The following is a 13,642-nucleotide window of genomic DNA, read 5'->3' as shown; positions in this document are numbered from 1 at the left end:
AGACGGCGGGGCGCTACCCCCGGTTCAATCCCGCAAGCGCGCTTCGCAAGCAGGTCGGCGAGGATCTGTCGGCGTGTGAGGTGTCGGGCGGAGTTCCCATGCGGGCGCTATGCCGAGACGTCTCGGGGGGCGTTTCCCTGAACGCCGCCCACTTTCTAGCTGGAATTCAACGGAGTGTTGACATGCCCCCTTCTCAATTGCAGCGAACCCCTTGATCGGTATACGATTTTTCAAGTGGTCCCCTTTTAATCGCATTAAGACCTGACGGGAAGAAGGCTCATCATGAAGGTTGAGTACATCGGCCATTTCGTGGAGGCAGCGCGACTTGGGAGCATATCGAAGGCCGCGAAAAAACGCTACGTTACCTTGCAGGGCGTGTCCAAGGCGGTGCGGTCGCTTGAAAACGAACTGGGGCACGAGCTTATGGTCCACGGTCGCCGTGCGGTTATCCTGACGCCTTTCGGCTGTCTGTTTCTGGAGAGGGCTGAGCGCATACTCAAGCAACTGGAAGAGCTGAAGGCGCTTTCCGAGCGGTTTGACGAGCGGGCCGTTGGCAACCGGGTTCTGCGCGTCGCGCTGTGCTTTCCCTCGCTTCCGGGGAGCGATTCGGTGCGTCGAGGCTTGGAGGAGGTGGCTGAGCGCAACATAGGGGTTCCTGCGTGCGTTTCCGCCGTGCCTTCGGTGCAGGCTGCCGTCGAGGCCCTTGCACGCGGGGAGGTGGATGCCCTGATGACCATGGGGCGGCCGTCGGTGCCTGGGCTGGATTGCGCGGTGGTGGGTAGCATGAAGACAGGCGTGGTCATTCGCAAGGCCCATCCTCTGGCCGAGCAAAAAGACGTGCGTCTGGCCGACCTCGGAGCGTTCCCTGCTGTGATGTCGTGTCGCCTTGAGGGCTGCAGCGACTCCATCTTGTTACTGTACGCCAAGCGCGGTCTGGCGTCGCGGCGGGTGGCGGTGGCGAACGCGAACGCGCTTGCGCAAGTGATGAGGGAGGACGGGTTCGTGTTCACGGCGCTGGTGTCGCGTTCGAGGTCGATGAACTCTGAAACGGTGGTGCGCCCCATAGCTTCGCAAGATCAGATAGCGGTCCCCGTCTGCCTGGTCAGCTCGCGCGTTGGCAAGGCGCCTTCGTGCGTGGCGTTCCAACGCTTTTTGTGCAGCGCGGTAGGGGCCAGCATCCTTGACAGAGGGGTGTTCGCCAAGGGAGAAGAAAAAGGTGCTTGCCCAGCTGGAAGAGGGTCTACTCAACAAGTTGGTGAGTATCCGGAAACGCGATGACAGATCGTGGTCAAACTCCAATACTGATTCAAGGCCGTATCGGGTCGAGAGTTGGAAGAAAGGATTGGAGATGACGCGAAAAAGAGGTTTGCTGACGTGCGGCAAGGCGATTGCGTGCATGGCGGCAATCGTCCTTGCGGTTTCGGTGGCGCTGGGAGGCGCCCAACGGGCTATTGCGCTTCAAACGGGCGGAATGGTCGACGACAAGGCGAACTCCATCACTGTTCACAAGCTGGAGAGCCAATATGTGGGAGGTCCCGGGATGAGCGGCACCGAGGCCGACAAGCCCGCAGGGGCGCATCCTGTGCCCGGCGCCAAGTTCAAGCTTGTCAAGCTGAACGCCAAGGCCGTTGAGGGATTGGTTGACGGGGTTTCGGGGCTGGACAACAAAACGCCGAACCGACTCGCTATCGATAACCTCGATTCCATCGATGCGAGCGGTCCTGGCAACAGCAACTGGGCAAAGCAGTACACGGATCCCACCGACTTCTTCGCGAGCGAAAAGACGACGGACGTCGATGGCGCCATCTGTTGGGATAATCTGAGCTTCGGATACTACCTTCTCGTCGAGACCGATGCTCCTACCGGGTACCAGGATGTGAGCAGCGTGGATCCGTCGATTGTGACGCTTCCCTTTGTGCAGGCGGACTCTCAAGGCGGTGCGCCGAAGTTCGTCAAAAACGTCCATGTGTATCCGAAGAACAGGAGCACCACCGTAAAGCAGTCCTCGAAAGCCATCTTGGAGATGAAGAATGGTGGGACGAGCGTGCAGAACGTGACGGAGGGTACGATCATCGATTACCGCATCTCCTTCGACACGTGGGACGAGAGCAAGTTGGGACCGTCGGCGGACAGCAAATGGGCGAGCGCGGTCGTGCGGGACTTTTTGCCTATCAACGGGAAAGGCTCCCCGGTGTTCGATTTGCAGAAGGGCAGCGAGAAGGTTTTCCTCAAGCTCCAGGGAAAGTCCGATCCCGTTTTGCTAGAGGGTGGATTCTCCAAGTACTTCAATGCTTATTCCGTTAAGAACTCGTCCGATCTCACGCAGCAAGGTATCAAGGGAACGGGCGATGTGCTGGAATGGGAGACAACCTCCGACGGAGCCCTTGCGAAGGCGGTGAAGGAGATCAACGAGACGAATCCCCGCAACAAGGTGGAGGCTATATTCTTCGACTTCAAGGTGCAGGCCAACAAGCTTGTTACCGGCGCCATAGCCGAGTCTGGCAACAGACTGGTCAACAAGTACGATGTCGGCACGAAGGACATGTCGGGCGCTGAGGTGATCAAGCCGAATCCCTCGAATCCTAGCGAGGGCGATGGCGCCGGGCACATAGGTATGAGCTTCGTCAAGACTACGGCAACGGACGCGGGCGAAGCCAACCTGGATGTGCCCCTCAAAGGAGCGAAGTTCCTTGTTGCCGAGAGCGAGAAGGCGTACAAAGAAGGCAAGTGGCTTGGATCGAAGAAAGCCAACGCGAAGCAGGCGTTCGTGGTTGAGTCCGATGGCAACGGCAAGGTTGGGCTGAGCGCTCTGGACCTCGATGACTTGGTGAACGTTGATCTGGGCACCACCGCAACCGGCGCTTTGTCGAACACCGACGGCATGGCTGCGAAAGACGGCGAGGCCGTAAAGGACCTCAAAGATTTCATTGAGAAGCTTGCCCCTGGCGCGACGAAAGAGTATTCGTTCTACGTGTATGAGACGCAAGCGCCGAACGGGTACCGTTCTTCCGACAAGGTGTACGAAGTGCCCATCGCGTTCACCAAAGCCAACGATGGAACGATATCGTGGTCGGAAGGCAAGAGCGGAGTCGTGCACGTGCCCAACTACACCTACAATCAAGCTGGAAGTGGGGCGGGCGAATTCCCGCTGCCCAACACCGGTGGTGCGGGCGCGGCGCTCATCGTGGGCGTTGGCCTGATTCTGATGACGGGCGGAGCAACGCTTTTCATCCTCAATCGGAAGAAGAGCAAGAGGCAGTAAGTCGCATCTTCCGCTTTTTTCGCGAGGATCCCCTCCCCGTCGTGCATCCCAAGGCGGGGAGGGGGTGTGTGTGAGGACGGTTCTATGAACAGAGAAAAGAACGAGATACCGGCGATGCGCTACGAGCGCAAGGGAGCGGCTGTCGGCTCTTTCTTGCTGATGCGGTCTGCCCTTTTGGCATGCGCTATTTTGTGCATGCTCGGAATGCTCGCAATCGCTTCGCTCGATCCGGCTTGCGCATGGGCGGAGGAGCGTATTGGGTCGATCAACGTGCATGCGCTGCAATCCAATACTGATGGCATTCCTGCGGAAGATGGGCAAGAAAATCATCCATCGGTCCTTCCTTCCTTCCGATTCGCAGCCGGTGAGTGGAGCGGTCTTCGTGTTGGAGAAGCTTTCCTGCGATGCAGCCGCTGCAAACGGGAAAGATCCCGCCGTTACGGTGGATGCCGCACCTCTGGCCTCGTTCGGTTCCAGAACCGGCGTGACGGACGATGCGGGAACCTGCGCGTTCGAGGGGCTTGGGCAAGGCGTCTATCGTCTGACAGTGGGAGAAGGCACCGGGCTTGTCCCGGCGCAGAAGAGTTTTCTGGTGGCGGTGCCCATGCGAAACGCCGACGGCTCTCATCAATGGGCCGTGCATGTGTATCCAAAGCTTCGGTCGGTTCAGCCGGGCAAGGCTTTGGAGGAATGTTTGGGTTCGGCCGAAAAGGGCAAAGCCAGTCGCGGCTCTTTGCTGGCGACGGGGGACAGCATGATGGTATGGGCCTTTGCGGCAATTTTGATTGGCTCGGCGGCTGTGACGGCTGCCAGCGTTGCGATGCGGCGTCGGCGTGGAGAAAGTCGCGCTGCGTTGTGCGAGGAAGGGTCCGTCGGAACGGAGAAGACGCATGGGTAACGGAGAAAAGGTTCGTGCTCCCTTGGCTGCCGGGTCGTGGGCTTGCCGGATAAGAGGCGCCGGTGTCGCTGCGCTGGCTGCGTTGCTTGCCCTGTCGATGATGCCGCTTTCTGTGCGAGCGATTGCCTCGGAAGAGGACGCATCGGCTAAAGAAGTCGGGGAGACCGCAGACGGACAGGTGCCCATGGATCCGCCCGTGACGTGTGATGACGCCGCATTCATAGTGGAAGGCCAAGACTGCCCCGACCTCCAGTCCGCTTTGGACAAGGCGGTTTCCGTGCTTGCCGGTTCGCCCGACAGCGAAGTGACGATCAGTCAGATGCGGGATTTCGTCGCGGAGGCGACGGCGACGGTTACCGTTCCGGCAGGCAAGGCCGTGCTGCTCGACGGGTTGCAAGACGATGGATCGACGGCGAGCATCCGCATAGGCGGCACCAAGGACTTCAGCATGGTGCGCGTGCAGGGCGCAGGCGCGCTTGAGCTGGCGAACGTGACGCTGACGGGTTCTGCCGACGAGGGGGTGGCAGCGCCTGAGGGCCAGCTTGTCGATGTCGAATCCGGCTCGACGTTGCGCCTGTCCGAAGGAACCTTGCTCGAGAAGGGCTTAGCCGTCTCAGGCGGCGGAGTGTGTTTGGGCGATGAGGCCGGAGGCGCGAGCGCTGCGTTGGAAATGGCGTCGAACGCCCGTATTGAGGCGTGTCGCGCCGAGCAGCGCGGAGGCGGCGTGCTGGGCCGTGATTGCTCGATGCTGCGCATGACCGACGAGGCGTGCCTTTCGAAGAACATCGCCGGTGCCGAAGGCGGCGGAGCCGCGTTCGAGGCCGGCGCCGGCTCTGTTGTCGTGGACATGAGCGGCAGCTCGTCTGTCGAAGAGAACAGGGCGTACGGCAGGGGCGGCGGTGTCTACGTGGCTCCCGGCTCTGCCGATAGCAACGTTTACCTGAGCGATAGCGCATGCATAACGAACAATTTCTGCGAGGGAGGCGAAGGTGTCCTTGGGGCCGGCCTCTACGGTGGCGACGCGGCAATCTACTTGCAGGGTTCTCTTTATCTCTGGGGCAATGACGGAAGCTACGGGGTGGCGGACGCAGGGCTTTTCGCATCCAACCTTGGCGTGTCGGGGCGCGACTCTCTGGCAGTGAGGGTGACGGGAAGCCTGACCGGATCCAGCATCGGCATAGACGGCGTGGCCGAGGAAGGGTCTGTGGGGGCCGTTGCCTGGTCGCTGGAGAAAGGCTGCGCAACGGATGCGGCTGTTGCCGGCTCTTGCGAGGACGTGGTGAGCGATTCCGACGTTGATTTGCATCTGGTTTCCGACCTCGATTCTGCGCAGACGGGACTTTTGCTTTGGGGGCGGGATTCGCTTTCTGGAGAGGGGACGGCAGTGCGTCCGCGCCAAGAAGGTGATCCTGCGGTGCCGGATGCGGACACGGTGTTCACGGTCGAGCACGAGGGGAAAATCCTTGAGCAAATCAAGCTGAGCGCGGGCGTCAACCTTTTGCAGAAAGCCGCCAACGCAGCTTCCGATTTTCTGAAGAGCACAAGTTCGGCAACGGAAGTGACCATCAAGCAATGGAAGAGCTACGAGGCCCCCCGGAGCGTGAATGAGACGTATTGGAAGGCCTCGGTTGTATTCGCCCCGATTCCCGAAGGTAAAACCATAGTGGTGGACGGGCAGCGTGACGTGGTGAAGGGAAGCGGGTTCCTGACGATGCAGGCTTTGGATTACCGGATGATAAGGCTGCAAGATAGTGCTGGCGGCACCCTCAAGCTGACGAACATCACCCTGCGGGGAACTCGAGATGCGAACGTATACGCCCCGACGGCTTACGGAGGCCTGGTGCACGTTGGCTCCGGAATGACGCTTATTCTGTCGGATGGGGCGGTGTTGGAGAAGGCTTGGACGAGCCACGGCGGAGCGGTGTTCATGAGAGGGAATTCGGTGTATCCTGCCAAGCTCGTTATGGAAGGGAATGCGTGCATTCGCGACTGCCAAGCAGCGGAGGAGGGCGGCGCGGTATGCATAGAGGAGTATGGGACCTTGCTCATGAAGGACCGCTCGTCGTTGGTGCGAAACAAATGCTCTGGAATAGATAATGGGAAAGATGCAGGAAAAGGAGGCGCGATCGCATGTGGCAGAAAGGGATTTGGGGGCCATACCACAGTGGAGATGCGTGATTACGCTTTCGGCGATGAGAATGAGGCCAGACGCCAAGGAGGATTCGTGTATGTGTGCGGCTATCTTTCTCAGTTCATTGCCACCGACAATGCCGAAGTGCGCAACACCCAGAGCGGTGCTGCGGCCATTTACCAGGAGGGTGGCGACAAGGCAAAGACGACCATTGATTTATCCGGCAACTTCAAAGCAACTGGAAACTATGCGTATATGGGTTATGGATCGGTCTTGCGCACGTCGCCGAATTTGGATACAGGGACGGCGAAGATAAACGGGAACGGCGACCAAGGTGTTCGATTCTCGAACAACGCGTGCGAGAGCGGCGTCGTATACCCCGTGGAGACAACGGAGTTCCCCTCGGCGGTTTACATTGACAATACGCCCCTTTGTTTGGAGGGGAAGGTGAGCATCTGCGACAACTGGGTAGGCGGAAGAGGGGCAACGAGCGGAACGCGGGGCAATATTTATTCCCAGCATGAGGTCGGCATTGCGGTGTCGGGGCCGTTGTTGGAGGGGGGCATCGGCGTGCAGTGCCCCTCTCGGAGCAAACCAGGGAACGTGTTTGCGAAGGTGCAGCAGGATGTGTCGCTATGCGCGGCCGAGGTGACCGGGCTGGAGAGCTTTTTCAACGATTCTCCGGGCTACGAATATCTTGTGGGCATGTCAGAGACGGGCGAAGTGAGCTCGCCTGCTTTGGAGAAAGACAAAATGATCAAATGGGGTGGCGAATCCCAGGTGCGGTTCGATGCGAATGGCGGAGCGTTCGAGGACGGGTCGCTTTTCAAAAGCCTTCAAATGGAGGTCGTGGTGCCGCGACCGTATCCGGCGTTATGGAGGGTTCCGGCGGCTATCGATAGTGTTCCCGTGCGAGATGGCTATGATTTCGACGGATGGTATTTCAAGAAGGAAGATTCCGCTTGGGGGGAATCGTACGCCGATAAAGTGGGTATGGTGGTGAGCGAGGTAGGTGGGAGCAACTGGTGCGTGTACGCCCGATGGAAGCAGAAAGGAGTCGAGTTCTCCAAGGTTGGATTCGACAGCGCTTCGGGAACGTATCGGCTGCTTTCCGGCGCGTCTTTCAACGTGTACAAATGGCAGGGAGAGGCGGGGGAGATCACTGCGTCGAGCATAAACGATGCTGCTGGAACGGTCCCGCTTGCGGGCAAGGCCGGAAACTACTCCGCGCGTTGGATACCGCTCACAAGCGATAAGGATGGCAAGACGGTGGACGGCGTGCAGCCAACCGATGTCCCCAAGACGTTTTCCTCTGCCGACGATGGGACGGTGCAGCTAGACGGCCTTGACCCTTCTGCATGGTACATGCTGGTGGAGACGGGAGCGCCCGATGGATACCAGGTTCCAGGCGGCCAGTGGGCGTTCAAAGTGTCTTTTCCTTCCGATCAGGCGGAGGACTACGATTTTGATGTGAATCAAATATTGGGGAAGCGGGACGCTTCGGGGTTCTCGCCCCCGGATTTCAGATCTTCTGTCGATGTGGCGTCGGGCAAAATAGAGGGTGCATGCTGCGTGAACGTGCCCTCCGCATCCTATGCCCTCCCGCATACGGGCGCTTCGGGCGCGGCTCCTTGGTTTTCCGTTGGAATAGGATTGGTTGCAATGTCGTTTTTCGTCGCCGTCGCGCGTCGTTGCGCGGCGGGACGTCGGCTGCATCGTGCTTGGGGGCGATGCGCCCGTTCCCGGGAAGCTTGATTATGCTGGCGAAGCGACGATTCATCTTCGGAATAAACCGCGCCCGCCGCGAGGCGCCTTGCCTGTCGTCACTCGCTCGGCGTGCCTGCAACGTTGCGTGTGCGTTGGCGATGGCGACGGGCCTGTGCCTTGCGCTGTACCCCGTGTTGGGAAACGCGCTGTACCAGGTGATGGCTCACAGCGCCGTGTCATCTTACGATAAGTCGTTGGCGGCGTTGAGTCAGGAAGAGCTGGACGATCTTTGGGAGGAAGCGCAGGCGTACAACAACGAGTTGGCGGATCAGAACGTGGATGATCCATGGAGCTATCGGGCAGTGCTCCCGCCGCTCGATCGCTACTGGGAGACGCTCGATCCGGCCGGGACCGGCATGATGGGCTACGTGGAGGTTCCCGGCATCGGCTTGATGCTGCCCATCTACCATGGCACATCGGACGACGTGCTGGAAGAGGGCGCAGGTCACATTGCCACCACGGCTTTGCCTGTGGGCGGAGACAGCACCCATCCGGTGCTGACCGGCCATACGGGCATACCCGACAAGCTGCTGTTCACGAACTTGTCCTGCGTACGGCCGGGCGACGCGTTCTCTGTGCACGTTTTGGGACGGACGCTGACGTATCGCGTGGACTCCGTGGACGTGGTGGACCCTCACGACACCTCTTTGCTGCAGTCGGTGCGAGGCGAACAACGTTTTACGCTGCTTACCTGCACCCCTTACGGAATCAACTCGCACCGGCTGCTGGTGACGGGGCATCCCTCTGCCGAGCCGGCTCCGCCTCCGCGTGGCGTTCCGGAGAGCGTGCTTGTGTGGCTGGGCCTGCTCGCATTGTTGTGCTGCGTGGGGCTTGTCGCTTTGGCGCGAGCCGGGCGCCGCAGGGTGGGGACGACCGGGGCCGGAAGGGCGTGGGTCCGAGCGGTAGGGTTCGCTGCGTGCCTTGCCGTGCTTGCCGTTTGCCTGTGGGCGGCTGGAGGGTTGTCCATGCGAGCTGGCTTCCTGCCGTTCTTCGATGCCGGGTATTCGTGGTTTGACGGGCAGGTGGTGGAGTTCTTTGGATTGTAGGGCCTTCGGTCGGTGCCGCTGACGGAGGGTGTTTTGGTCACTGGTTGCGCAGAGGCGGCTGCATGAAGTCGGTCGGGCAAAGAGCAACGGAAAGGAAGTTGCATCATGGTAGGACGAAGCAGGACATGCGGATTCAACCGAGAAGAGATCAGGGAGCTCAAGCGCAATCCCAACGTCGAGGGCGTAAGCCCCACGCGCATCACGTACACGGACCGCTTCAAGGCCCATGCGCTGGCCAGTTGGCAGGCCGGGACGCCGCCCAAGAAGATATTCGAGGCCGCCGGCTTCGATGTGCGCATGATCGGTTACAAGCGGGTGGAGCGGGCCATCGCACGCTGGAGGGAGGCCGGTGCGAAGGGGACCATCGTCCCGGCGTTCGACGAGCGGGTGGAGCAAGTTGAGAGCGCGGGCGCGCCTGCGTCCGCGCGCCGTTCGCGCAGCAGATGACCCGGCTTGCGGCTTTCTGCTATACTGCACTGCGGCTTCGGCGGCGCGCGTCTGCGCGCCCGCGTCGTTGAGGCTGCGCGTTTGCATCGTTGGGCCCTGCACTCGCGGACTGTCAGTTGCCCATAGCCCGCGGCGCTGCCGTGCGGAACCGCTGCTTGCTCCTTGGCCGTGTCGGTCGGGATGAGCGCGCCTGCTCCGCGCTGCTTTTGCCGTGCGGAGACAAGGAGCAGAAAACCATGACCAACAAAAAGACGGCGTATGTTGCCCAGGCCGGCATGATCGCGGCTGTGTACGCGGCGGCCACCCTCGTTGCGCTGCTGCTGTTGCAGGGGCTTGCGTGGGGGCCGGTGCAGTTCCGCATATCGGAGGCGGTGTGCGTGCTGGCGGTGCTCACGCCGGCGGCGGTGCCGGGTCTGACGGCGGGCTGCGCCGTTGCCAACCTCATCGCGCTCGCCGTCAACGGCACGGGGGCGCTTGGGATGCTTGATGTGGTGTTCGGCAGCCTGGCCACGTTCTTGGGGGCGTTGTGGTGTTGGAAGATGCGCGAGCGTCCGAAGCTGGCGCTGCTTGGTCCCGTGGTTGCCAACGCGCTTGTGGTGCCCGCGTATCTGCCCATCCTGCTGCAGGGCATGGGCTACTACACCATCCCCTTCACCTCCATCGCGCTTGACGGGCTGTACCTGCCCATGTACCTGTTCGGCGTGGTGGCCACGGGCGTGGGCGAGGCGCTGGTCATGTACGCGCTCGGCCTGCCGCTGCTTGCGGCTCTCAAGCGCACTGGTGTGGCGAAGCGGGCGGCCGCCTAGGGGTCACCGGGCGGGAGCGCTCCGCGCATCCGCATTCCGCCCCCGCGCACCCTCCGCTTCGCGCCTCCTCGCGTGCGCCGGGCGCGTGCTCGCGTTGCGCCGACGTGCCCCCGCCCCCGCTCCCCTCGCGTTCCCAGAGCGCCCCGCGGCCTTTGCGCGCGGGGCGCTCTTGTGCTAGGGTGGGCCTGCTGCCGCACGGAGCCGCAGCGGGAACACGGGGGGGAGCGCATGGGAGGGCGCACGCGCGCATTCAGCCTGAAGACCATCTACCTGGCCGCCTTGACGGTGGCCTTCGCCGTGTCGTGCTTCGCGTTCGCCCTGTTCGACATCCATTCCCAACGCGAGCAAACCCAGGCGGCGCTGCTGGAGGAGGCGCGCACGTTCGCGCGCGAGATGGACGCCGTCTGGAAGTTCATGGACAACTCGCAGACCATCATCAACACCACCTCCAACGGCGTGTACGAGTTCAAGGGCCTGCACTGCGCCGTGGTGGGCAAGAGCGTGGGCGCGCTGTTCTCGGCGGGCAGCGACTACGCCATCCGCTACACGAACTTCAACCCGCGCAACGAGCAGGGCATCCCCGACGAGTTCGAGGCGCAGGCGCTGGAAACGTTCTACGCCGATCCGTCCGTCACCGAGCACTACGGCACCGCCTTGTTCGAAGGCGAGGAGCGCTTCCGCTACATCCGGGCGCTCGAGGTGGACGAGAGCTGCCTGGAATGCCACGGCGATCCCCAGGGGGAGGTTGATGTCACGGGGTACCAGAAAGAGGGTTGGGAGCTGGGCGGCGTGGGCGGCGCCATCAGCATCGTCATTCCCATCGACCAGCACCAGCAGGCGCTGCGCGACAACGTGGTGCGCGACATCGCGTTTTTTCTGCTGATCACGGTGATCATAGGCTCCATCGTCTACGTTGCCACCGCGTTTTTCGTGCTGCGGCCTTTGCGCGGGCTGCAAGGCGCGTTCGGCGAGATGCGCGCGGGGCGCCTGGGCGCGTCGCTTGACGAGGCGCGCACCGCCAAGGAGGTGGACGTCCTCATTTCCGGATTCAACGACATGGCGGGCGAGCTGCACGACATGTACGGCCATTTGGAGTCGCAGGTGCAGGCGCGCACGAGCGATCTGCGGAAGGCCAACGAGCTGTTGGAGGGGCAGCGCGACAAGCTGGAGCGGCTCAACGCGGAGCTGGCCCAGGAGACGCGGTTCAAGTCCGACCTGCTTTCCATGGTGAACCACGAGCTGCGCACGCCGCTCACGTCCATTATCACGTTCGCGCAGATCTCGCGCGAGTCGTGCGGGCCGGACCGCGAGTCCGACCGCCGCTCGTGGGAGGAGATAGAGAAGAACAGCCTCATCCTGCTCAACATGATCAACGACATGCTGGACATCGCGCGCTCGGACGCGGGCACCGTGCACGCCTCGCGCGAACCCATGGACCTGGGCGATGTGGTGGCCTCGGTGAGAAGCACCATGGCGCCGCTCGCGCGCAAGTACGCGGTGACGTTCCGCACGAGCGTGGCCTCCGACGTGCCGCTGGTGTTCGGCGACTTCGAGAAAACCACGCGCATGCTGGAGAACCTGGCCAGCAACGCCGTCAAGTTCACGCCCGACGGAGGCTCGGCGGAGCTGCGCGTGGCCTACGACGCGCAGGCGCGCACGGTGACGCTTTCCCTGGTGGACACCGGCATCGGCATAGCGCCGCAGGATCAGGAGCGCATCTTCGAGCGGTTCGTGCAGGTGGACAGCACGTCCACGCGCAAGTACAACGGAAGCGGGTTGGGGCTGGCGCTTGTGCGCGAGTACGCCGACGTGCAGGGGTTTGAGGTGTCGGTGGAAAGCGAGCTGGGGTGCGGCAGCACGTTCACCATCACGGTGCCCGAGGAAGCGATTGTGGGGGAAGACGATGTATAAGGTCATGCTCATAGACGACGAAGACAACCTGCAGCAGGCTATCGAGCAGCTGCTGACGGCGAACGGCTACGCCTACGTGGGCGCCAGAAACGCCGAGGAGGGCATGGAGGTGCTCGCGCGCGAGAAGCCCGACCTGCTTTTGCTTGACGTGATGCTGCCCGGCACGAACGGCTTCGACCTCTGCGCGCGCATCCGGCAGGAGGGGCGGCGCATCCCCATCATCTTCCTGTCGGCGAAGTGCGACATCGTGGACAAGAGCATCGGGTTTCGCGCGGGCGGGGACGACTACGTGACCAAGCCCTTCGACTCAACCGAGCTGTTGCTGCGCGTAGAGGCCAACATCCGGCGGCACAAGGACACCATCGACTTCGCACGCTCGCACAACCGCGAGGGCGTGGCGCGCATCGGGGATTTGGAAGTGCGCTTCGGCGAGTACGAGGTGCGCGTGAAGGGCAAGCCGGTGCAGCTGACCACCAAGGAGTTCGAGATAGTGGCGTTTTTGGCGGCGCATCCCGGCAAGGTGTTCACGCGCGGGCAGATCCAGGAATACATCTGGGGCGAATCCGACGAGGGGTGCAAGCCCACCAACAACATCACCGTGTTCGTGCGCAAGATCCGCGAGAAGATAGAGGAAAACCCCAGCGAGCCTAAGTACCTGCTCACCGTGCAGCGCGTGGGCTACAAGATGGCCGACCGGGTGAAGGGGTAAGGCGTCAAGACAGCGCTGCGAGTTCCCGATCCACGGCGCGACGATAAAACTCCGACTTGCTGATGCCAGCGCGCCGAGTTGCTGCGTCAACGGCCGCAATGCGGGAACGAGCGAGGCGGAAAGACACGGTTTCCAGATCCTCGTCGTAGAGCTTGGGGCGCCCCATCGTGGGTTCGCCGCAACCCTCCCATGTGCCATCCTCGTATTCTTTTGCCATGGCGTCGAAATCGTTGTTGGTCATTTCCATCACCTGCCTATTCCAAGTTTGTGAAACGTCTTTTTTGACGGGGGAGTCATTGCGTGGAACACCGTCCATGTGCCTGATGGGTTGCGGACGGCTGCCCTCTCAATCATTCTGCCGCTTTCGTCAAAGCCGACAGACACGTATTCGTCGCGATCTTTTCCGAGTCGAGGGGCTGAGACGATAGCGTTTTCCCACGCGTGGACAACGTCGCCCTCGGTGAGTTCCGGGTGCCGCTCCGCTATCCGCGAGTGAATGACAAGAGTTCCCGCAGCGCCTCCGTATTCTCATTTCCCGACAATTGTATTGCAAAAGTTTTCCCAGTTCAATAGTTCTTTAATAACCTCTCTGTTAAACCAGGATTGATGCGAACCCATGCCGGCCAACCCTCGAGCCGGGCTTCCCCTGGCCGGGCGCTTCGGAA

The 13,642-nt window shown here is 61.7% G+C and carries 10 protein-coding genes; 9 read left to right on the top strand and 1 reads right to left on the bottom strand.

What is annotated here, in order from left to right; genetic code table 11:
- Nucleotides 1-282: 282 nt before the first annotated feature.
- The 9 genes from ACWKY3_RS06965 (at nucleotide 283) to ACWKY3_RS06925 (ending at nucleotide 12,977) form a co-directional block, all read left to right on the top strand.
- Nucleotides 283-1,278: a LysR family transcriptional regulator gene (locus ACWKY3_RS06965; RefSeq protein WP_449315704.1), complete on the top strand. Its 996-nt coding sequence runs from the start codon at nucleotides 283-285 to the stop codon at nucleotides 1,276-1,278.
- 70 nt (nucleotides 1,279-1,348) lie between these two features.
- Nucleotides 1,349-3,262, top strand: a complete 1,914-nt coding sequence (locus ACWKY3_RS06960; protein WP_449315703.1) for a SpaH/EbpB family LPXTG-anchored major pilin — start codon at nucleotides 1,349-1,351, stop codon at nucleotides 3,260-3,262.
- 313 nt (nucleotides 3,263-3,575) lie between these two features.
- Nucleotides 3,576-4,160 (top strand): hypothetical protein, encoded by a 585-nt coding sequence (locus tag ACWKY3_RS06955; protein ID WP_449315702.1) that lies wholly within the window; start codon nucleotides 3,576-3,578, stop codon nucleotides 4,158-4,160.
- 196 nt (nucleotides 4,161-4,356) lie between these two features.
- Nucleotides 4,357-8,046 (top strand): SpaA isopeptide-forming pilin-related protein, encoded by a 3,690-nt coding sequence (locus ACWKY3_RS06950; RefSeq protein ID WP_449315701.1) that lies wholly within the window; start codon nucleotides 4,357-4,359, stop codon nucleotides 8,044-8,046.
- Between the two features lie 110 nt (nucleotides 8,047-8,156).
- The gene (locus ACWKY3_RS06945; RefSeq protein ID WP_449315705.1) at nucleotides 8,157-9,104 is read left to right on the top strand and encodes a class C sortase; all 948 of its coding nucleotides are present in this window, start codon (nucleotides 8,157-8,159) and stop codon (nucleotides 9,102-9,104) included.
- 105 nt (nucleotides 9,105-9,209) lie between these two features.
- A complete protein-coding gene (locus tag ACWKY3_RS06940; RefSeq protein WP_449315700.1) occupies nucleotides 9,210-9,551 on the top strand; it encodes an HTH domain-containing protein in 342 nt (113 codons plus the stop codon).
- Between the two features lie 236 nt (nucleotides 9,552-9,787).
- A complete protein-coding gene (locus tag ACWKY3_RS06935; RefSeq protein ID WP_449315699.1) occupies nucleotides 9,788-10,357 on the top strand; it encodes a QueT transporter family protein in 570 nt (189 codons plus the stop codon).
- A 228-nt stretch (nucleotides 10,358-10,585) separates the two neighbouring features.
- Entirely contained in the window at nucleotides 10,586-12,268 is a 1,683-nt protein-coding gene (locus ACWKY3_RS06930) for a c-type heme family protein (protein WP_449315698.1), read from the top strand.
- A complete protein-coding gene (locus ACWKY3_RS06925; RefSeq protein WP_449315697.1) occupies nucleotides 12,261-12,977 on the top strand; it encodes a response regulator transcription factor in 717 nt (238 codons plus the stop codon). The genes ACWKY3_RS06930 and ACWKY3_RS06925 overlap by 8 nt, the downstream gene beginning before the upstream one ends.
- A 4-nt stretch (nucleotides 12,978-12,981) precedes the next feature.
- On the opposite strand, the gene ACWKY3_RS06920 is transcribed toward ACWKY3_RS06925, so the two are convergent.
- Complete coding sequence (locus ACWKY3_RS06920; protein ID WP_449315696.1) at nucleotides 12,982-13,224, bottom strand: toxin-antitoxin system antitoxin subunit; 243 nt, start codon at nucleotides 13,222-13,224, stop codon at nucleotides 12,982-12,984.
- Nucleotides 13,225-13,642 lie beyond the last annotated feature (418 nt).

It is taken from the genome of Rubneribacter sp. (assembly GCF_965361815.1).
The sequence above is the reverse complement of the archived record's forward strand: the minus strand, read 5'-3'. Positions and strand labels throughout refer to the sequence as shown.

What these genes read in the sequence shown, in the direction of transcription:
- ACWKY3_RS06965 (WP_449315704.1), top strand. Translation starts at nt 283, where the DNA reads ATGAAGGTTGAGTACATCGGCCATTTCGTGGAGGCAGCGCGACTTGGG.
- ACWKY3_RS06955 (WP_449315702.1), top strand. Translation starts at nt 3,576, where the DNA reads ATGGGCAAGAAAATCATCCATCGGTCCTTCCTTCCTTCCGATTCGCAG.
- ACWKY3_RS06940 (WP_449315700.1), top strand. Translation starts at nt 9,210, where the DNA reads ATGGTAGGACGAAGCAGGACATGCGGATTCAACCGAGAAGAGATCAGG.
- ACWKY3_RS06925 (WP_449315697.1), top strand. Translation starts at nt 12,261, where the DNA reads ATGTATAAGGTCATGCTCATAGACGACGAAGACAACCTGCAGCAGGCT.
- ACWKY3_RS06920 (WP_449315696.1), bottom strand. Translation starts at nt 13,224, where the DNA reads ATGGAAATGACCAACAACGATTTCGACGCCATGGCAAAAGAATACGAG.
- ACWKY3_RS06945 (WP_449315705.1), top strand. Translation starts at nt 8,157, where the DNA reads ATGGCGACGGGCCTGTGCCTTGCGCTGTACCCCGTGTTGGGAAACGCG.
- ACWKY3_RS06930 (WP_449315698.1), top strand. Translation starts at nt 10,586, where the DNA reads ATGGGAGGGCGCACGCGCGCATTCAGCCTGAAGACCATCTACCTGGCC.
- ACWKY3_RS06960 (WP_449315703.1), top strand. Translation starts at nt 1,349, where the DNA reads ATGACGCGAAAAAGAGGTTTGCTGACGTGCGGCAAGGCGATTGCGTGC.
- ACWKY3_RS06935 (WP_449315699.1), top strand. Translation starts at nt 9,788, where the DNA reads ATGACCAACAAAAAGACGGCGTATGTTGCCCAGGCCGGCATGATCGCG.